This window comes from Neisseria sp. HMSC074B07, from assembly GCF_001810355.1.
Lineage (GTDB): Bacteria > Pseudomonadota > Gammaproteobacteria > Burkholderiales > Neisseriaceae > Neisseria.
The window spans coordinates 7989-26925 of sequence record NZ_KV800950.1 but is presented as its reverse complement, the minus strand read 5'-3'; the positions used below and the strand labels follow the sequence as shown (position 1 = coordinate 26925).

General features: G+C 54.3%; 23 protein-coding genes. 6 read left to right on the top strand and 17 right to left on the bottom strand.

The window, feature by feature from the left end:
• Positions 1-179 precede the first annotated feature (179 nt).
• Both HMPREF2726_RS08190 and pdxH read right to left on the bottom strand, forming a co-directional pair.
• The gene (locus tag HMPREF2726_RS08190; RefSeq protein ID WP_070602927.1) at positions 180-1229 is read right to left on the bottom strand and encodes a pseudouridine synthase; all 1050 of its coding nucleotides are present in this window, start codon (positions 1227-1229) and stop codon (positions 180-182) included.
• Between the two features lie 234 nt (positions 1230-1463).
• Positions 1464-2096, bottom strand: coding sequence for a pyridoxamine 5'-phosphate oxidase (gene pdxH / locus HMPREF2726_RS08185; protein ID WP_009312166.1), 633 nt, complete (start codon positions 2094-2096; stop codon positions 1464-1466).
• Between the two features lie 123 nt (positions 2097-2219).
• Here pdxH and dut point away from each other — a divergent pair, with 123 nt between their 5' ends.
• Positions 2220-2672: a dUTP diphosphatase gene (gene dut, locus HMPREF2726_RS08180; protein WP_009312164.1), complete on the top strand. Its 453-nt coding sequence runs from the start codon at positions 2220-2222 to the stop codon at positions 2670-2672.
• Positions 2673-2765: 93 nt separating this feature from the next.
• Here the strand turns inward: dut and HMPREF2726_RS08175 are convergent, their stop codons facing one another.
• The 10 genes from HMPREF2726_RS08175 to HMPREF2726_RS08130 form a co-directional block, all read right to left on the bottom strand.
• Positions 2766-3704 (bottom strand): LpxL/LpxP family acyltransferase, encoded by a 939-nt coding sequence (locus tag HMPREF2726_RS08175; RefSeq protein WP_070602925.1) that lies wholly within the window; start codon positions 3702-3704, stop codon positions 2766-2768.
• A 4-nt stretch (positions 3705-3708) separates the two neighbouring features.
• Positions 3709-4434 (bottom strand): glycosyltransferase family 2 protein, encoded by a 726-nt coding sequence (locus HMPREF2726_RS08170; protein WP_070602924.1) that lies wholly within the window; start codon positions 4432-4434, stop codon positions 3709-3711.
• Positions 4435-4448: 14 nt separating this feature from the next.
• Positions 4449-5537, bottom strand: a complete 1089-nt coding sequence (locus HMPREF2726_RS08165) for a FlxJ family methyltransferase (protein ID WP_070602921.1) — start codon at positions 5535-5537, stop codon at positions 4449-4451.
• A gap of 265 nt (positions 5538-5802) precedes the next feature.
• Positions 5803-7557 (bottom strand): ApeI family dehydratase, encoded by a 1755-nt coding sequence (locus HMPREF2726_RS08160; RefSeq protein WP_070602920.1) that lies wholly within the window; start codon positions 7555-7557, stop codon positions 5803-5805.
• A gap of 178 nt (positions 7558-7735) precedes the next feature.
• Positions 7736-8068, bottom strand: a complete 333-nt coding sequence (locus HMPREF2726_RS08155; protein ID WP_009312155.1) for a hypothetical protein — start codon at positions 8066-8068, stop codon at positions 7736-7738.
• A 134-nt stretch (positions 8069-8202) separates the two neighbouring features.
• Positions 8203-8742, bottom strand: a complete 540-nt coding sequence (locus HMPREF2726_RS08150; protein ID WP_070602918.1) for a COG4648 family protein — start codon at positions 8740-8742, stop codon at positions 8203-8205.
• 72 nt (positions 8743-8814) lie between these two features.
• A complete protein-coding gene (locus HMPREF2726_RS08145) occupies positions 8815-9066 on the bottom strand; it encodes an acyl carrier protein (RefSeq protein ID WP_003685738.1) in 252 nt (83 codons plus the stop codon).
• Positions 9067-9078: 12 nt separating this feature from the next.
• Positions 9079-9339, bottom strand: coding sequence for a phosphopantetheine-binding protein (locus HMPREF2726_RS08140; protein ID WP_003757545.1), 261 nt, complete (start codon positions 9337-9339; stop codon positions 9079-9081).
• Positions 9336-10094 (bottom strand): lysophospholipid acyltransferase family protein, encoded by a 759-nt coding sequence (locus HMPREF2726_RS08135; RefSeq protein WP_039863157.1) that lies wholly within the window; start codon positions 10092-10094, stop codon positions 9336-9338. Before HMPREF2726_RS08135 ends, HMPREF2726_RS08140 begins: the two co-directional genes overlap by 4 nt.
• Positions 10091-10849, bottom strand: a complete 759-nt coding sequence (locus HMPREF2726_RS08130) for a beta-ketoacyl synthase chain length factor (protein ID WP_070602984.1) — start codon at positions 10847-10849, stop codon at positions 10091-10093. The genes HMPREF2726_RS08135 and HMPREF2726_RS08130 overlap by 4 nt, the downstream gene beginning before the upstream one ends.
• A 174-nt stretch (positions 10850-11023) precedes the next feature.
• Here HMPREF2726_RS08130 and HMPREF2726_RS08125 point away from each other — a divergent pair, with 174 nt between their 5' ends.
• From HMPREF2726_RS08125 to HMPREF2726_RS08115, 3 genes are all read left to right on the top strand, one after another.
• On the top strand, positions 11024-11449 hold the full coding sequence (locus tag HMPREF2726_RS08125) for a hotdog family protein (RefSeq protein ID WP_070602982.1): 426 nt from the start codon (positions 11024-11026) through the stop codon (positions 11447-11449).
• 63 nt (positions 11450-11512) lie between these two features.
• Positions 11513-12241, top strand: coding sequence for a 3-oxoacyl-ACP reductase FabG (gene fabG / locus HMPREF2726_RS08120; RefSeq protein ID WP_070513238.1), 729 nt, complete (start codon positions 11513-11515; stop codon positions 12239-12241).
• Positions 12235-13479, top strand: a complete 1245-nt coding sequence (locus HMPREF2726_RS08115) for a beta-ketoacyl-ACP synthase (RefSeq protein ID WP_070602916.1) — start codon at positions 12235-12237, stop codon at positions 13477-13479. The genes fabG and HMPREF2726_RS08115 overlap by 7 nt, the downstream gene beginning before the upstream one ends.
• 156 nt (positions 13480-13635) lie before the next feature.
• On the opposite strand, the gene HMPREF2726_RS08110 is transcribed toward HMPREF2726_RS08115, so the two are convergent.
• The 5 genes from HMPREF2726_RS08110 to HMPREF2726_RS08090 form a co-directional block, all read right to left on the bottom strand.
• Entirely contained in the window at positions 13636-13806 is a 171-nt protein-coding gene (locus HMPREF2726_RS08110; protein WP_003757556.1) for a rubredoxin, read from the bottom strand.
• 85 nt (positions 13807-13891) lie between these two features.
• Entirely contained in the window at positions 13892-14980 is a 1089-nt protein-coding gene (locus tag HMPREF2726_RS08105) for an acyl-CoA dehydrogenase family protein (protein ID WP_070602913.1), read from the bottom strand.
• A 154-nt stretch (positions 14981-15134) separates the two neighbouring features.
• Positions 15135-15683 carry a carboxymuconolactone decarboxylase family protein gene (locus HMPREF2726_RS08100; RefSeq protein WP_003764609.1) on the bottom strand — a complete coding sequence of 183 codons (549 nt, stop codon included), beginning with the start codon at positions 15681-15683 and terminating at the stop codon, positions 15135-15137.
• 260 nt (positions 15684-15943) lie between these two features.
• Positions 15944-16882 (bottom strand): hydroxymethylbilane synthase, encoded by a 939-nt coding sequence (gene hemC / locus HMPREF2726_RS08095; protein ID WP_009312145.1) that lies wholly within the window; start codon positions 16880-16882, stop codon positions 15944-15946.
• A gap of 46 nt (positions 16883-16928) precedes the next feature.
• Complete coding sequence (locus HMPREF2726_RS08090) at positions 16929-17306, bottom strand: hypothetical protein (RefSeq protein ID WP_070602911.1); 378 nt, start codon at positions 17304-17306, stop codon at positions 16929-16931.
• Positions 17307-17533: 227 nt separating this feature from the next.
• On the opposite strand from HMPREF2726_RS08090, the gene ybeY reads away from it, so the two are divergent.
• Both ybeY and HMPREF2726_RS08080 read left to right on the top strand, forming a co-directional pair.
• Positions 17534-18049 carry an rRNA maturation RNase YbeY gene (gene ybeY / locus HMPREF2726_RS08085; RefSeq protein ID WP_009312143.1) on the top strand — a complete coding sequence of 172 codons (516 nt, stop codon included), beginning with the start codon at positions 17534-17536 and terminating at the stop codon, positions 18047-18049.
• Position 18050: 1 nt separating this feature from the next.
• Positions 18051-18875, top strand: a complete 825-nt coding sequence (locus HMPREF2726_RS08080) for an HlyC/CorC family transporter (protein WP_003779152.1) — start codon at positions 18051-18053, stop codon at positions 18873-18875.
• Positions 18876-18937: the final 62 nt, after the last annotated feature.

Below are 18937 nucleotides of genomic sequence, written 5' to 3'. Positions count from 1 at the left end.
CCTTGTCCTGATTTAAATTTAATCCACTATAATGTGTGAATAGTGGGTTAAGTTTAAATCAGGACAAGGCGGAGCAATGCGGTACTGGTCTAAACTTAACCCACTATGTTTATGACTTGGGCAAGATTTTGTCGGGCTGAGACGATTTTGTAAAGGCCTCAACCCCGATTTATCTTACATTAACTTTTCTTCCGGCGGCGTTCGCCCGGCAACAGCATGTCCGCCCATTTGATGATGTTGGCGACTTCGGCGGGGTTGAGTTCGTAGAACTGTCCGCGTTTGAGGCGGTTGGGCAGGCCGATGGGGCCGAAGCCGACGCGCACGAGGCGGCTGACGGTGAGGCCTTGGCTTTCGAATATGCGGCGTACTTCGCGGTTGCGGCCTTCTTTAATCACGACGTTGTACCATTTGTTCGCGCCTTCGCCGCCTTGTTCGTAGATGCGTTCGACTTTTGCCAAGCCGTCTTCGAGCATCACGCCTTCTTCGGTGAGGCTGCGCATTTGTTCTGTGGTCAGCCCGCCCAGCACGCGCACGGCGTATTCGCGTTCGACTTCGAAGCTGGGGTGGGCGAAACGTTGGACGAGTTCACCGGAGGTGGTCAGGATGAGCAGGCCGCTGGTGTTGATGTCCAAGCGTCCGATGGCGACCCAGCGGCTGCTGGCGGCCTGCGGCAGACGGTCGAAAATGCTGACGCGGCCTTGCGGGTCGTCGCGGGAGACGATTTCGCCTTCTTGTTTGTAATACAGGATGATGCGCGGCAGGCGGTCCGCCCATTTGAGTTTGATGATGCTGCCTTTGACGGTAACGTGGTCGTCGGGGGTGACTTTGTCGCCCAACTGCGCGGTTTTGCCGTTGACCGTTACCCAGCCGTTGTTAATCCACTCTTCCATTTCGCGGCGCGAACCGACACCGGACGCGGCAAGCACTTTTTGCAGGCGTTCGGGCTCCATGCGCGACAAGTCGCTGCGGCGCTCTTTCAAATCGCGCGCGCGTTCCATGATTTTTTGGTTGGGGTTGCGGACGACGAGTTTTCTGGCTTTGGCGGCACGCTGTTTGGGGGCGTTTTGCGGCTTGAGATCGTCTGAAACTTTTTGTCCGTAAGGTTTGGAAGCAGTTTTCCGCGTTTCGTCTTTGGGACGGGCTTTGCTTTTGAAAGGTTTGGCGGTTTTCTTGGCAGACGGGGCTGCGCCGTCGCGCCATTGGCGTTTGCTGGTGGGGTGCTTGGACATGGGGTTCTCCTAACGCGTTTGATGGCAGCGGGTTGAATTTGAAGCAGGACAAGGCAAGTCAAATTCAACCCGCTGCGGAAAACGGTTCTTCTGCGGCGGTGGCGGCAGGATAAGTTACGGATAAAAGGTCGTCTGAAACGAATGAAACGAGTTTTGTTAAAACGTTTTTTATATTTCAGACGACCTTTTGCTGGAGTCGGGATTTTACCCTATCGGCTTGAAGCTGTGGAAAGTTTAAGGCGACAGCCGCTCGCGTATCCAGTTGCCGTCAACCAAACGGTATTGGATGCGGTCGTGCAGGCGGCTGGGGCGGCCCTGCCAGAATTCGATGCGGTCGGGAATGACGAGATAGCCGCCCCAATGCGGCGGGCGCGGGACGTGCAGCGGGTGTTTCGCGCCCACTGCTGCCGCTTTGGCAACCAACATCGCCTTGCTCGACAACACTTCGCTCTGCGCGCTTGCCCATGCGCCGATGCGGCTGGTGTAGGGGCGGCTGTCGAAATATTCATCCGAAGCGGCGGCATCCAGTTTTTCGATGCGCCCTTCAACGCGCACCTGCCGCTCCAGCTCTGGCCAGAAAAATGTCATGGCGGCAAACGGATGCGCGTCAAACGAGCGTCCTTTGCGGCTTAAGTAGTTGCTGAAAAACACAAATCCCTGCGGATTGACCTCTTTCAGCAGCACCATGCGGCTGTTCGGCCTGCCGTCTTCGCCCACGGCGGCGACGTTGACAGCAGTCGGCTCGTTGACTTGCGAATGAATCGCCTCGTTCAGCCATTGCTCGAACTGGACAATCGGGTCGGCATGGCATTCCGATTCCGACAGTTCGCGCTTGCTGTAATCTTCGCGGATATTGTGCAAATCCATGATGTCCTCCGATATTCACGTTTGGTTGAATGAATCATACCCCGTTTTTTCAGACGACTCCAACGATAGGGCGGGGGAATATGTGTATAATCCGCGTCAAATCAAATGAAACGGAAAAAAATCATGCAAACCGAAGTCGAACTGAAAATCCTCAATCCGAAAATGGCGGACAAACTGCCCGCCTACGCCACGCCGGGTTCTGCCGGACTCGATCTGCGCGCCTGTTTGGACGAAGCCGTGACCCTGCAACCGGGCGACACTTATCTTGTTCCGACCGGTCTGGCGGTGCACCTTGCCAATCCCGACTACGCCGCCGTTTTGCTGCCGCGTTCCGGTCTGGGACACAAACACGGCATCGTCTTGGGCAACTTGGTCGGACTGATCGATTCGGACTATCAGGGCGAACTCAAAGTCTCCGTGTGGAACAGGGGCAAAGAAGCGTTTACCATCGAGCCGATGGAACGCATCGCGCAAATGGTCATCGTTCCCGTCATCCAAGCCTCGTTCAAAGTCGTGGACGAATTTGCCGCCAGCGAACGCGGCGAAGGCGGCTTCGGCAGCACGGGCAAAGCCTAAACCGCCTGTTCAAACACAAAGGTCGTCTGAATTTGAACAGAGCACCCGAATAGGCTCTTATTGAATGCCTAAGATTTAGGGGCAGTTCAGGATTCAGACGACCTTTTCTTTTTCCTCGTTCCAAAAATCATAAAAGTTAAACCATTGCAGCGGATTTTGCGCGCATTCTTGCGCTAGGATATCGGCGAAGCCCTGCATGGCGGCGGTAACGGCGGCTTCGCGGTTGCCGCGCTTCCAGTCGGAGGTGTCGGTGAAGCGGCGCAGTTTCAAATGGTAGCGGCCGTTTTGCTTGACGCAAAACAGCGTGTTCACCTGAGTTTTCAAGAGCGCCGCCAAGAGCCATGCGCCTTGCGGCATGGGGGCGGTATGGCCTAGGAAATTGATGTCGGCGGTTTTCTCGCCGCGTACGGGTACGCGGTCGGCGGCAATGGCTATCCATTCGCCGTCTTCGATGCGGCGGTTCAGCTCCATCATCAGGGTGGAATCCAAATCCGTGACCTGAATCAGGCGGATGTGTTCCGCGCCCGCTTTTTGCAAGGCTTCGTTGAACGCCTGCGCGTGTTTGCTGTGTACCAACACATTGAGCCTGAAGCCTTTATGGTGCGACACCAGCGCGCGGCAGACTTCGGTGTTGCCCAAGTGGGAGCAGGCGAAAATCTGCCCGCGTACCGAATCGCTCACTTGCGTATAAACGCCGTCCGGGTCTTCGAGTACCAAATCTTCATAACGGATTTTGCGCTGCCACACGGCAAAACGGTCGCATATTGCCTCGCCGAACGCGATAAATTGTTTGAATACGCCGTGTTTCGGCAAAACGGTATCGGGAAAGGCCGTCTGAAGACGGGTTTGATACCGCAGGATATGGCGGCGCGGTTTGGGTGCGGTGGCGTAGAAATACAGCACCACAAACCAGATGCACGGCCTCATCAGGAAGGCAGGCAGATAGCGCACCATCAGCGTGGTCAGGGAGAGAAACAGGCGGCTGCCGCGTTCGGGCTGCGCCGCCCAGTGGTTTTGCGTGTTGTCGGTCATGGTTTCAGACGGCCTTTCCGAATAAAGCGCCCAAACGCCGCCGCAACATCCCTAAAAACAGCCGCGTGTGCATTTTGCTGATGCGCACGTTGTCGGCGAAGGCGTTGAAGTGGGACACGCCGTCGGCGGCGTATTGCACGGGCGTTTTAATCCAAACCGGCTTGACGCCGCGCCAGTACAGGCGGATGAGGATTTCCGTATCGAAATCCATGCGGTCGCCCACGGTTTCTTCGCGGACGACCGAAAGCGCGGGGGCGAGCGGGTAGAGGCGGAAGCCGCACATGCCGTCTTTGATGTCGCACGACCAAGTGTGCAGCATGTTCCAGAAATCGGTAATTTTGCGTCCGTACAGCCGCGCTTTGGGCGCGTCGTCGCCGTATTGCGGCCAGCCGCAGACGACGGCTTCGGGGTTTTGTTCCGCCGCCGCCAAGAGTTTGGGCGTGTCGTCCAGATGGTGCTGTCCGTCGGCATCAACCTGTAAAACATGGCTGTAACCGTGTTCTTCGGCGTATTTCAAACCGGTTTTGACCGCCGCGCCTTTGCCGCCGTTGATGGGGCGGTAAAGGACGTGGATGCCGTCTGAAACCAATGCCTGCAATACGGGTTTGCATTCTTCGCGCGAACCGTCGTCCACAATCAATACGTCCAAACCGAAGCCGTGCATGGTCTGTGCGACGCGGGCGATGGCGGCGGGGTGGTTGTAGTGGGGGATTAACACTAGGGTTTTCATGGGGATACCGTTTTTCAGACGACCTTCTCGCAGCGCAAGATGCTGTGTCCGCGTCCGATGCCGTCTGAAATTTCCGCCACTTTCAATCCGGCGTTTTCAACGCAGCGTATCAGGTCTTCGGAATGGAAGATTTTGCTGTTGCCGTTGGCCATGGCGGTGAAGTACAGGCTGGTCATGGTCAGGCAGTAGGCGGCGGTTTCGTATTGCTGCCTGTCCCAGCAGGGCTCCATGATGTAGAGGCTGGTGTGCGCGCTCATGGAAGCGGCGGCGCGGCGGAGGATGCAGGTGACTTGTTCTTCGCTGAAACAGTCTAAAAACTGGCTCATCCAAATCGCGTCGAAACCTGTCGGGAAGGGAACTTTGGGGTCGAGCAGGTTGGCAGGGTGGGCATGGATGCGTTCCGCGCCGGTTTTGCCTTTGGTCGCTTCGCGCATCAGGGCGATTTGTTGCGGCAAATCCATGATGGTGACTTCGACTTCGGCGTTGTAGCCGACGCATTGTTCCGCCCAGCGGCCGGTGTTGCCGCCGACGTCGAGCAGTTTTTTAACCGGTTTGGCGAACACGGTTTTCAAGGCTTCGGCAAAGGAATTGTCGGAATAATAGTGGTCGAAGGCAAACCATTTTTCCTGCGCGATGCTCGGCAGCGAGGAGAGGCCTTCGTAAATCGTCGGCCAGCTGCCGAAAACTTTCAGCCCTTCGGGTTTGCCCGTTTGCAGGGTTTTTTCCAAGTCAAACATGCCTTGGTAACAGATTTCCTGCGTGAAATCCATGTTCACACGCGCCATTTTGTCTTTTAGTAAAAACCAGCCTGCTTTGCTGATGAAATAGCGGTTGTCGCGGGTATGTACCGTGCCGATGGAGAGCGAGGCTTCCAGCAGCACTTGCGCGGCGTAACCGCTGATTTGGGCTTTCTCGGCGATTTCGGCTTGAGTAAGGCCGTCTGAATGGTCGTTCAGCAAATCCAAAATGCCGAATTTCACCATCAGGCGGGATACTTGGAACACAATCGGCGCAAAGGCGATTTCCTGCGCCAAACGCTGCGCTTCGCCTGCGGACTGGTGTTCTTCGGAATAACGTTGTGCTAGTGCTGGAAAAAGTTGCATATTTTTTATCTTTTCATTTGATTATGGGTTTTTATAGTGGCTTAACTTTAAACCGACGGCGTTACCTCGCCTTAGTTCAAAGAGAACGATTCCTCTAAGGTGCTGAAGCACCAAAGTGAATCGGTTCTGTACTGTCTGTACTGTGCGGCTTCGTGTCCTTGTCCTGATTTAAATTTAATCCACTATATTAAGTTTGAGCGGGATTATCCCCGATTTGCAGGTTTTCCTCTTCCCGCAGGAGAGGGCGAAACCTAAAAAAGCATTTTCAGACGACCTCGAACACAATCCGCCCCGATGCACAGGGATTGTCGCCATTGCTGACTTTAAAGCTCAATTTGTTTTTGGCTTCATCGTATTTCAGCTCCACCGACACTTCGTCATGCGGACGGACGAACTGCTGGTATTTCAGGTTTTCCACGCGGACGACACGCTGCCTGCCCCACGGATGCCGCGCCGCCAGATCGCGCACCCATTGCAGCTCGACTACGCCGGGTACGAGCGGGAAAGTGGCGAAATGGCCGCCGAAATAGACCAAATCGAGCGGCACGCGGCCGATGAAGGTTTCGGCGGCGGTTTCTTCTTCAGATGATGTTTTTGACCAAACGGGCGATGTTTGGGCGACGGTAAAGGCTGTCTGAAAATCGGCGGCGGCGATTTTCGCCTGAGCGTTGCGCGGCAGGCTGTCGGCGAAACGCCAGTAACGGGGCAGGGCGATGGTGTCCTGCGTGGCGGCAAGGTGGCGTTTGAGCGCGTCGGCGACGGCGGCTCGGCCTTGGTCGCGTAGGGCGGCGATACCGTCCGCGTTCAACGCCGCCCATATGGCGATGCGCTGATGTTGCGGGTGGCGGCCGCAATGGGCGTCGGCAATCCACGGATGCCGTAAAAGTTCGTGTTCGATTTGGGTCAGCGACACGCGTTTGTCCTCGAATTTGATGATGCGGTCTTGGCGGCCGAGCAGCAGGAAACCGTCGTGCTGCGGCTCGATTAAATCGGCGGTTTGGCGGCGTTCGGGCGACCACGGCGAAGATGCCCACAATTCGCCTTCTGCGTTCTGCCCGATTTCCACGCCGGCAAACGGCCGCCATTCGCGACTTTCCCGACGCGACGCAATCACGCCGGTTTCGGTGCTGCCGTACACTTCAAACGGGCGGACGGCAGCCTGTTGCAGCAAATCCGCCGTGGCTTCGGGCAGCGCGCCGCCTGCCGACACGATGCCCGCGATTTTATGGCCGATGCTCTGCCAGTTGCGGTTTTCACCCAAGCGGTTGAGTACCGCCGGACTGGCAATCCACACCACTTTTTCATGCGCCGCCGTGCTGGCGAGCAGGTTTTCAGGATAAACCGCCTGCCGCCGCTCCATAGGCCAGCCCATTGTCAGCGCAAGCGCGAAACGGAAAGTAAAGCCGTAAAGGTGTTGCGGAATGACGCTGCCGATAACCGTTTCCCCGCCGCGTCCGAACGGCAGCGCATCCGCCAACATCAAGGCTTCCGCCTGCATCTGCGCGGCGGTTTTCACAATCACCTGCGCCTCGCCGCTGGAACCCGACGTTTTCAGCCATGCTTCGGCATGGTCGGGAATCAGATGGTTTTCAGGGGCGGGCGTCGGGTTTTCAGGCGGCGTGTGTGCAAGTAAATCGGGCAGGTGCCACACGGGTGGGTTGGATTGCACATCCAACGTCTGTCCCGATTCATCGCGTTGTTCGGTTTGACAGCCTAACTTGCTTTGCAAATCTTCGGAATCCGTCAAAAACACATCCGCCGTCCGCCCCCAGTCCAAATTGTCCCGCGCCAGATTCGGCAGCAGCAACACCCGCCCGCCCGAATGCCACACCGCCAGCACGGCGCAGGCAAACAGCGCGGCATCGTCAAACCACAACGCGGTCGTTTGCGCGTTTGCCGTTTTCAGACGACCTGACAGCCGGAAAACCGCACGGTTGAAATCCGCACGCGTCCAATTCGGATGGGTGGCGATAAGGTCTTGTTGGGGCAGGTCGGGGGATAGGATTTGGGTTAGGTGCATAATTATAATTTACTAATTAATAAAGAAATTAATTACATCGGAAATGCTATATTATTTTTGAGATAAAAAGCCATGATTACCAATAAAAAATTGTGAACTACCCTACATTCCAAAGAAACTGTTTATTTATAAGTTCACGATAATAGTGTGATTATCTAATTTTATTTTTTTATATATTTTATTGTTCATCACTAAACATAAGTGCATCTAATTTTTCAGTATCTGCTGCTATATCTTCATAGCTAGAAATAATATTTTCCAATGTTTTTAACGTTATAGTACCTGTGACATCTTGTATAACAACTTCTGTCCCTATGTTATTTAAACTACGAATTATCTCTCTAACTTTCTTTAACTCATCTAGTTTTAAATCATTTACTGCTATTACTGCATCATGGTTTTCTATTCTGGATTTTATTTCGGATAAAGAGAGTGGAGTATATTCTCTTAAAATTTTATAGGTCGAAGTTTTATCATTAATATATTTAATAATTATATCTATGGTTTTCATTTTTTCCTCTCGAGATTAAAAATCTTCAATTGGTTTTATTCGTTCCTCCAGTAAACTTGTCTTCCAGTTTCCACATTGAAGCAGTATTTTCCATTGACATGAAATGATTAATGATTGATGTGTTTTCAGACGACCTACACCTTCAATACGGCTTTCCGATACACCCACTCTCCGGCAAACAAAAGCCCCATTAACACATACGACACGATGCCGGTATAAGCCGCCCACCAGTCGTAATATTGCAAGCCTGCCAGAATGGCGGCGGTTGCGCCGTTGAGGATGAAAAAGCCGCACCAGATTTGCGTAACGCGGCGGGTGTGGCGCACGCCTTCGGGGGGAAGGTCGGGGTGTTGCAGTCGGGCGAGGCGTTCGATGACGGTTTGTTTGGCAAACAGGCTGCCGCCGAAAACGGCAAGCATCAGCGCGTTGACGGCGACGGGATACCAATACATCGAATCGGGTCGTCTGAAAATCAGTACGGCGGCGAAAAAGGCGGCAAGGATAATCGCCGTAATGCGTTGGGCTGTGGTTTGCGGCATGGCGGCGCGTATCAGCCACAGGACGCACATGGCGGCGGCAAGCCAGAAAAACGCGCCGTTTTCCCTGCCGTAATACCATAGGAGTGGATAGGCGAGGCTGGCGAGGGTCAGCAGGAGTTTTCCTAATGTTTTCATGGTTATTATTGATGTTCAGACGACCTTGCCGATTGACAAGGCCGTCTGAAAATATGCCGATTAAAATCAGAATCAGGAATCTTGTGCTTGTACTTTCAAAACCGCCTGAACCACGTCTTCTACGGTGCGCACGTTGCGGAAGTCTTCGGCTTGCAGTTTGCGGCCGGTTTCGCGTTTGATGTGGTCGATGAGGTCGATGGCGTCGATGCTGTCGATTTCCAAATCTTCGTAGAGGTTGGTCTCGGGTTTGATGCGCTCGGGTTCGATTTCAAACAGGTTGACCAGTGCATCGGTCAGAAGGGTGCGTACTTCTTGTTCGGTCATATCGCTTCTCCTTTATGCTTGACGGCTTTTGACGAATTCTGCCAGTGTTTTGACGTTGGCGAAGTTTTCGCGCAGGTTGTCGTTTTCGCCGTCGAGCTGGAAGCCGAAGGTTTTTTGCACTGCCAAGCCGAGTTCCAGCGCGTCGACTGAATCCAGACCCAAGCCTTCGTCGCCGAAGAGCGGGTCTTCGCTGCCGATGTCGGCAGGGGTGATGTCTTCCAGCCCCAAGCTGTCGATGATCAATTCTTTGATTTGGTTTTCTAAGTTATTCATGTGGTTTTCCTTGTGAAATAGTCTTGAAGGTATTCGTTTAAACGCCTTGCGGCGATGGGTAGGGGTTTTTCCGCCAGCCATTCTTCGGGCAGGATGTCGTCGCCGACGGTGATTTCATAATGGATTTTGTGCGGCGGTATTTTGTACCAAGGCTGGCCTTTTTTGAAATTGGGCGGCGTCATTTTGATGCACACGGGGGTGATGACCGATGCGCTGCGCAAACCGAGCGATACCGCGCCACGGTGCATTTTAACCTGTCCGTCCCAGCCTGTGCGCGTGCCCTCGGGGAAAATCAGCATACTTTGCCCGCTTTTGAACACGGCGTCGATTTCTTCCAACATTTCCATGCTTTCGTCGTTGGGGATGTAGCCGGAAGCGATGATCTGGCTCTTCATGCTGGGGTTGTTCAACAGGTCTTTTTTGACCAGCACGTTCGGGTCGGGGAAGTGGCTGACCATCAAGACGACATCCAGCAGCGAGGGATGGTTGGCAAGGACGAGCTGCCCCGGTCTGCCGAGTTTTTCCAAGCCGTTGAAACGGACGCTCAATACGCCCGACCATTGCAGATAGCCGACGAAAAAGCGCCAGACTTTCCCTATCATGCGCCGCGCTTCAAGCTGGCGTTTGATGTCGCCTTTGGTGGATTTGAGCGTGTAGGGCAAAAGCGCGATTTTGAACAATACGCCTGCAACGCCGAAGAGGATGAAGCCGAACAGGGTGGCGAAGAAACGGCGGCAGTAGTCTAGGGTTTTCATGGTTTTTTGCGCCATGTCCATCGGCGTTTTTCATGTTGCCATTCTGCCGAAAGGTCGTCTGAAAGTAAGAAACGGACCCAGTCGAGCGCGCCCCAGTAATCGGCTGACAGCAGGTCGGACGGATTTTCAGACGACGTGTCGTCGACATCGAGGCTGAGTGTGTAGCTGTCTCCCTGCGTCAGTACAAGCGAAAGGGCGTAGGCAAACGGGGCGCGTGTGGCGTGGACAGGGTAGTCATCGGACAAAGGATCGTCGGCGATTAAAACCAACACGGATGGTGCGCCGTCTTGCAGCAGGGCATAGGCTTCTGCCAAAGTGGTTTCGAAATTGTCGCTGCCGGCGGCGAGGGCGGTGTGTTCGCTCATGTCGCCGCGCAGCATGGACCATTGTCCGGCGGGAGCGTTGTGGACGGACAGTCCGAAGGAGGTCGGTGAAACGCTGTCGGTTTGCAACAGTCCCAGCCATAATTCGAAACTGCGGTTGATTTCTCCATCATGCGAGGCGTAAACCAACGGACTGCCGGGGTATTGTTCCGCCAATTCCCACGAGGCGTCGCAAATCAGGCGCGCGGCTTTGCCCAAACGGCGGCGCTGCAGGGCGGGCAGGAAGGCAAGCGCGGGTTTGTGGTCGGGCAGCCCGTCGGCGTCTAATGCGCCGGAAGCCCATTGCCGCCATTGTTCGGGCGTGGCGATTTTACTGCTTGAGGCGTGCCAAGCGGCGATATTGAAAGAAAAACGGCAAATGTTGGATGACATGATGGTTTTCAAAAGTTTACATTGTGATGTATTTTAACGAAATAGCTTAACACATTCTAGGGTCTGATATAATCGCGATATTCTAACGTATTCTGTTTTCAGACGACCTTTATGACTGTAAATTTAATTTGCCCCATTCATGATGTTGCTTCTTTATTGCCACACAGCGGCCATATGGTGTTGCTTGATTGTGTGACGGAATACAGCCCGAAACACGTTTGCGCCCAAGCCGCTGTGGGGGAAAAACACATCTTGTTGGTTGACGGGGCATTGCCGGCGACATCACTGATGGAAATCATGGCGCAGGGTATAGGTGCGTTTGCGGGCATACAGGCTTTGGAAGCGGGTGAACCGGTGCGGCTTGGCTTTTTGCTGGGAACGCGCAAGCTGGAATTGTTTGCCGACAGCCTGCCCGTCGGAACGCAGATGAAGGTGGTCGCCAATCTGTCGATACAGGACCCGGGCGGCATGGGCGTATTCGATTGCGAGCTGTATTGGACGGATGCACCTGAAGATGCCCGCGCCAAGCTGCCCGCGGACGGGCTGGTGGCAAAAGCCTCGTTGAACGTGTACAGTCCGAAAGACGGAAAGGTCGTCTGAAAACAGCCTTCTCTGTCCAGATGATGACTAATAAGCAGACCGCGCCAACCAATAGGAAACATTATGAGCGAAACCATCTTGATTACCGGCTCCAACCGGGGCATAGGCAAAGCCGTCGCACTCGGTTTGGCTGAGGACGGCTTTGATATCGTCGTCCATTGCCGCAGCCGCCGCGATGAAGCCGAAGCCGTGGCGGAAGAAATCCGCGCTTTGGGCAGACAGGCGAGGGTGTTGCAGTTTGACGTGTCCGACCGTGCAGCCTGCCGCGATATTTTGACTGCCGACATCGAAGCAAACGGCGCGTATTACGGCGTGGTGTTGAACGCCGGACTGACGCGCGACAATGCCTTCCCCGCGTTTTCAGACGACGACTGGGATTTGGTGCTGCGAACCAATTTGGACGGTTTTTATAATGTGTTGCACCCGTTGACCATGCCGATGATACGCCGCCGCAAAGCCGGACGGATTGTGTGCATGGCGTCGGTGTCCGGCTTGACGGGCAACCGCGGGCAGGTCAATTACAGCGCGTCCAAGGCGGGCTTGATCGGCGCGGCGAAAGCCTTGGCGGTCGAACTGGCGAAACGCAAAATCACTGTCAACTGCGTGGCGCCGGGCTTAATCGATACGGACATCGTCGATGAAAATGTACCCGTCGAAGAAATTTTGAAAGCCGTCCCCGCCGCGCGTATGGGGCTGCCGGAAGAAGTGGCGCATGCGGTGCGCTTCCTGATGGATGAAAAAGCGGCGTACATCACGCGTCAAGTGATTGCGGTGAACGGAGGTTTGTGTTGAATACCAGAAGAGTCGTAGTAACGGGCATAGGCGGCATTACCGCCTTCGGCCGCGATTGGCAAAGTATACAGGCGGCGTTTAAAGCCGAAAAAAATGCCGTCAAATACATGGATTGGCGCGAACGTTTCCCCGAATTGGAAGCGCAACTGGGTGCGCCGATTGAAGGCTACACCCCGCCCGAACATTGGACGCGCAAGCAGCTCAGAAGCATGGGGCGCGTGTCGCATCTGTGTGTCGATGCGGCGGAGCAGGCCCTGATGGACGCAGGTTTGCTTGGAGACGAAAGCATTACCGACGGACGCATGGGCGTGGCGTGCGGTTCGTCCGTCGGCAGTACCAAAGACATCGGCGATATGGGCGAACTTCTGACTACGGGTACATCGCGCAATTTCAACGCCAATACTTATGTGCGCATGATGCCGCATACGACCGCCGCCAATATCGGCATCTTTTTCGGATTGAAAGGGCGAATTATCCCGACATCGAGCGCGTGTTCGTCCGGCAGTCAAGGCATAGGCTATGCTTACGAAGCCATCAAATACGGCATGATAGACATGATGCTGGCGGGCGGCGGCGAAGAATTTTGTCCGTCCGAAGTTTATGTCTTTGACTCGCTTTATGCCGCCAGCCGCCGCAACGGCGAACCCGAACTAACCCCGCGTCCTTACGACAGCGGACGTGACGGCTTGGTCATCGGCGAAGGCGCAGGGATTTTTGTGTTGGAAGAATTGGAACACGCCAAACGGCGCGGTGCGAAAATCTATGCCGAACTCGTCGGCTACGGCGCCAACAGCGACGGCAGCCACGTTACCCAGCCGCAAAAAGAAACCATGCAGAAATGTATGGAACTCGCGCTGCAAGACGCAGGCATTACGCCTGATAAAGTCGGCTACGTCAGCGGCCACGGTACGGCGACCGAAAAAGGCGACATCGCCGAAACGTTGGCGACCGAAGCCGTGTTCGGATTCATTCCCATGAGTTCGCAAAAAAGCTATCTCGGCCATACGCTCGGCGCGTGCGGTGCGCTGGAAGCGTGGTTTACCATTGAAATGATGAACAGCGGCTGGTTTGCCCCGACCGTCAATCTGCACGACATCGACCCGCGCTGCGGCAAGGTGGACTATATTTTGAGCGGCGGCCGCGAAATCGAAACGAATTATGTGGTCAGCAACAATTTCGCTTTCGGCGGCGTGAATACTTCGCTGGTGTTCAAACGCTGGCGGGATGAAAACGATTAATCGCAGCCGCGTTATCACAAAATCAAAAAGGTCGTCTGAAACCGTTTGACTCAACGTTTTCAGACGACCTTTTTAGTTTGTATAGTGGCTTAACTTTAAACCAGTACGGCGTTGCCTCGGCCTTGTCCTGATTTAAATTTAATCCACTATATAAAGCTATATCACGAAGTCCAGCAGATAAAAGTCTTCTTTGCCCACGCCGCATTCGGGGCATTTCCAATCGTCGGGGATGTCATCGAATTTGGTGCCGGGGGCGATGCCGTGTTCGGGGTCACCGAGGTCTTCGTCGTAAATCCAGCCGCAGGGGCCGCACATGTATTGTGCCATGGTGTGTTCCTTCTGATGGTTGAGATCGTCTGAAAACGGTCGGTAAAAGGTTTTCAGACGACCCCTTGTTGGTCTGTTTCAACCCTTATGCTGCTTCCAGCGCCGCGATTTCTTTGCGCAAGTGTTTCAACGCGGGGGTAACGATGGCGACGAACATGGCTTCGCGGACGCGGCGTTGGGCGGGGCTGCGCATGAGGTAGCCTTTGGCGCCGGCGTGTAAGGCGGCGGATTGGGCTGCGGCAAGCGTCAGCTCGGCGGCGGCGGCGCGCAGTTTCAGCGTGGCGAGGTTGTCGGGCGTGTTGTTCCAAGCCAAGTCTGCCAGTCGTTCGGTGGTTTGCCATGCTTCGTCCAAGGCGGCTTTGAGGCTGTCGTAGCTGTCGTCGAGATAGCTGTTGACCTCGGCGTTGACAACGTTGGCGATGCGGATGATGCCGAGGCTGCCGTCGATCACGCCTGCGCCGATGCCGATTTGTAGCAGGATAAAGCCGGACTTGATGGAGGCGATGTAGTCGGAGAACTGTTCGGGCGCGGCAATCACGTCTTCGTCAGGGATGAATACGTCTTTGAAGTTCAGGCTGAACGTGCGCGTGCCTTCGAGGGCACAAAATTCGGGGCAGGCTTGTAGGGTCACGCCTTCCCATTGTCCGCCGGTGATGAACATGACGTAGCCGTCGCCGATTTGGGCGGTATTTGCCCAGATGTGGTCTTCGCCGATGTTGGATACCCACGGCAGCGCGCCGTTGACTTTGTAGCCGCCGTCCACGCGCTCGGCTTGAAGGTTGTGTTTTTCAATGCCGGCGAGGTGTTTGACGGTATTGGACATGCCCGTACCCGCCAATACTTTGCCTTGCAGGATGTCGGCGAGGTATTTGTCTTTGACGGCTTGGTTGGGCGTCTGGTGCAGATACCACGCGCAAGCCGCCTGACACCATGCGCTGAACGAGGTCGCGCCGCATTCTTTGCCGACTTCGCGCAAGACGGCGATTTGCGTCGCCAAACCCAAGCCGTTGCCACCTTCCGCTTCCGTACCGACTGCGCCGAATCCGCCGATGGCGCCGAGTTCGCGCATAAAATCTTCGGGATACAAACCATTGCGGTCGATTTCGTCCACTAAGGGTTTGAGTTTGGCTTTGACGAGTTCGGAAACTTGAGACAATAAGGTTTCACGGTTCATGATCTTATCCTTGAAAATGGGTGAAGACGGCGCGGGAAGGGCGTTCCGTTTGAAAGGGGAAGCAGTCCGTTACAGGGACGGCATTCTTGAAAAAGGTCGTCTGAAAACGGGCAAACGGTTTTGCCGCCGCTTTTCAGACGACCTTGGGTCAGAATCAGGCGAATGCCTGCAATTCAGGGTTGATTTCTGTTTGCGCGACGTTGTTGACGTAGTTGCACAAAGTCGCTAAGGCAACGCCCATTACGACTTCGACAGCCTGCTGTTGGTTGTAGCCTGCATCGAAGAAGGCTTTGAGTTCGGCATCAGATACCGCGCCTTTTTTCGCCATCACGGCTTGGGTGAACGCAGCGAGCGCGCCCAGTTTGGCATCGTCAAATTCGCCCGCCGCCAACGCGCGCGCGGCTTTGATGGATTGCTCGGACAGGAGTTTTTTCAGGGTTGCCAGTTTGGTGTGGCCTGCCACGCAGAAACCGCATTCGTTAGTGCGGGCGGCGATGATTTGGATGACTTCGACTTCACCGGGAGTCAGGCTGTTGGCGGCGTTCAGTTTGCCGACTTCTTGATAGAACGCCAACGCTTCGGGCGCGTTTGCCAATACGCCGATGAGGTTGGGGATAAAGCCGTTGTTTTTCAGCGCGGCTTCGACGCGGGGTTTTGCTGCTTCGGGAGCGGTTTCGACGGTGTGTACGGTTAAGCGTGCCATATTGGTTTCCTTTTTATTTGCGATTTGTCAAAAGATGGAGGGCATAGTAGGGAAACAAATCCCAAAGTTGAAAGACCTGATAATTATTTTGATAAAACCAATAGTTATAAACGGCCAAGAAATTGATTAGATTTATATAATTATTTAATTACATCGATAGTTTTCAAATATAGATGTAAATGGAAAGGAATCAGGAATCAAAAGAAGGTCGTCTGAAAACCAAAATACAGTTTTCAGACGACCTTTTCTTGCGAACCGATTTATTCGGCTTGTTCTTTCAAAACGGCTTCAATCAATTCCTGCGCGCCGTCGTCCGCCAGCTTTTTGGCGGCCGCGCGTCCGAGCGCGTCGGCGTAGGCGGCGGGGGCTTGCGCGTCTGCCTGCAAGATTACCGAGCCGTCGGGGTGTCCGACCAGTCCGCGCAGGGTGAGCAGGCCGTCTTCTTCGGTGCAATACGCGGCAAGCGGGACTTGGCAGCTTCCGCCCAAAGCGCGGGCGAGGGCGCGTTCGGCGGTAACGCAGGCGTGTGTGACATCGTGGTTTAAGGGTTTCAATACGTCAAGAAGGTCAGTGCGGTGTGCGGCGATTTCGATGCCCAACGCGCCTTGTCCGGCAGCGGGCAGGCTGTCGGCTTCGGAGAGAATCAGGCGGATGCGTTCGTCCAGTTCCAAACGCTGCAATCCGGCGGCGGCGAGGATGATGGCATCGTATTCGCCGTTGTCGAGTTTGGACAGGCGGGTTTGCACGTTGCCGCGCAGGGGTTTGATGACTAAGTGCGGATATCGGGCGCGCAACTGGGCTTCGCGGCGCAGGCTGGATGTGCCGACGACGGCGCCTTTGGGCATTTCTTCCAAACGCGCGTATTGGTTGGATACGAACGCGTCAAACGGATTGGCGCGCTCGCCGATGGCGGCAAGGGCGAAGCCTTCGGGCAAATCCATCGGCACGTCTTTAATTGAATGCACGGCTAAATCGGCGCGTCCGTCTTGCAAGGCTTGTTCCAACTCTTTGATAAACAGGCCTTTGCCGCCGATTTTCGACAGGGTTTTGTCCAAAATCTGGTCGCCTCGCGTGGTCATGCCCAAGATTTCGACTTCGCAGTCGGGATATAGGGTTTTCAGACGACCTTGGATATGTTTTGCCTGCCACATGGCAAGCAGGCTTTCGCGGCTGGCGATAACGAGTTTTTTCGGGTTCATTTGCAGTTTCTGATTTTCTAATTCATGAGGCGGGAAGTTCGACAGTCTAACACAAACTTTCTACGCTAACCGCCTGACTGTACTTGCCCAAGGGGCCGAATCCGTTGCCTTGGTTTTGTTCTTTGGTCAGCACTTTTCCCTGAATGCAGACATTGTTCAGGGTAACGTTATATGAGCCGGAACTCAGGCGGTTTTTTTCTACTTGGTCCATCAGGCTTTCGCCTCCGTTGATGAAATAGGTTTTTCCGTCGGCGGTAAATTCAGCCTGTTCGAGCGAATAATGGACTGTTCCTGTCATTTTGACCGTATCGCCGCTGCTTTTTTCTGTCGTCGTTTCCGTCGGTTTGGCAGCCGACGTTTCGATTTTGTTTTGCGGGGAGCAGGCTGTCAGGGCAATCAGGATGGGGAAAAGAAATTTGTTCATTTGCAATTACCGTGGTTGATAAAGGTATTCCGCTACGAAGCTGTCAGAGAAGCCGTTGCACTATATCTGTTGCAACGAAATAAACTATAATGTGTACCGGCATTGAAATGCCGATTTCGACAGACCGCAAGAAACGGAATACAGGGTCTGTCAGCATGATGGTAGTCCATACTGCCGTAAAATAAAACTTATTCTCTAAAAACATTTTAAACCCAACAGCTTACAGCATGAAACGCGCCAAAAAATATCCCTTCTTATCGTTGCAGCGGCAACGTTTCTGCCTGAATTTTGAAAACGCCTCAACCGCCGCCAATCTTCCGAGCGAACGCGATTTCTACCGCTGGGCATGGGCGGCGTTGAAAAACGAATACCGCCGCGCCGACATCAGCCTGATTCTGCTGGACGAAGAAGAAGCCCGCGCCTACAACCGCGATTACCGCGGCAAAGACTACGCCACCAATGTGTTGAGTTTTGCCTTGAACGAAGGCGAAATCCTGCCCGATCAGTTTTCAGACGAGCTTTGCGGCGATTTGATCATCTGCCCGCAAGTCGTATTGAAAGAAGCAGTTGAGCAGGGTAAAACCGCCGAGCAGCACTTTGCCCACCTGACCATGCACGGCACATTGCACCTGATGGGCTACGACCACATCGAAGAGGCAGATGCCGAAGAAATGGAGGCGCTCGAAATCCGCCTGATGCAGGCGGCAGGTTATCCCAACCCCTACCAAGAGGACGAATACTGAAATGGACGATACCCGGTCGAAACCGACATTTTTCGAACGTTTGATTTCCCGACTTGCCGGCGAACCCGATTCCGCCGAAGACGTACTCAGCCTGCTGCGGCAGGCGCACGAGCAGGAAGTGTTTGACGCGGATACACTTTTGCGGCTGGAAAAAGTCCTCGACTTTGCCGATTTGGAAGTGCGCGATGCCATGATTACCCGCAGCCACATGAACGTTTTGAAAGAAAACGACAGCATCGAGCGCATCACTGCCTACGTCATCGAAACCGCCCATTCCCGTTTCCCCGTCATCGGCGAAGATAAAGACGAAGTACTCGGCATCCTGCATGCCAAAGATCTGCTCAAATACATGTTCAATCCCGAGCAGTTCAACCTCAAAGCCATCCTTCGTCCTGCCGTTTTCGTACCCGAAGGCAAATCGCTGAACGCGCTTTTGAAAGAATTCCGCGAGCAGCGCAACCACATGGCAATCGTTATCGACGAATACGGCGGCACGTCGGGTCTGGTAACTTTTGAAGACATCATCGAGCAAATCGTCGGCGACATCGAAGACGAGTTTGACGAAGACGAAAGCGCGGACAATATCCACGCCGTTTCCACCGAACGTTGGCGTATCAATGCCGTAACCGAAATCGAAGACATCAACGCCTTTTTTGGCACGGATTACAGTAGCGAAGAAGCCGACAGCATCGGCGGGCTGGTCATTCAGGAATTGGGACACCTGCCCGTGCGCGGCGAAAAAGTCGTTATCGGCGGTTTGCAGTTTACCGTCGCCCGCGCCGACAACCGCCGGTTGCATACGTTGATGGCGACTAAGGTGAAATAACAATTTACCTGATGAACAAATGAAGCAAGGTCGTCTGAAAACTTGGCAACAGGTTTTCAGAC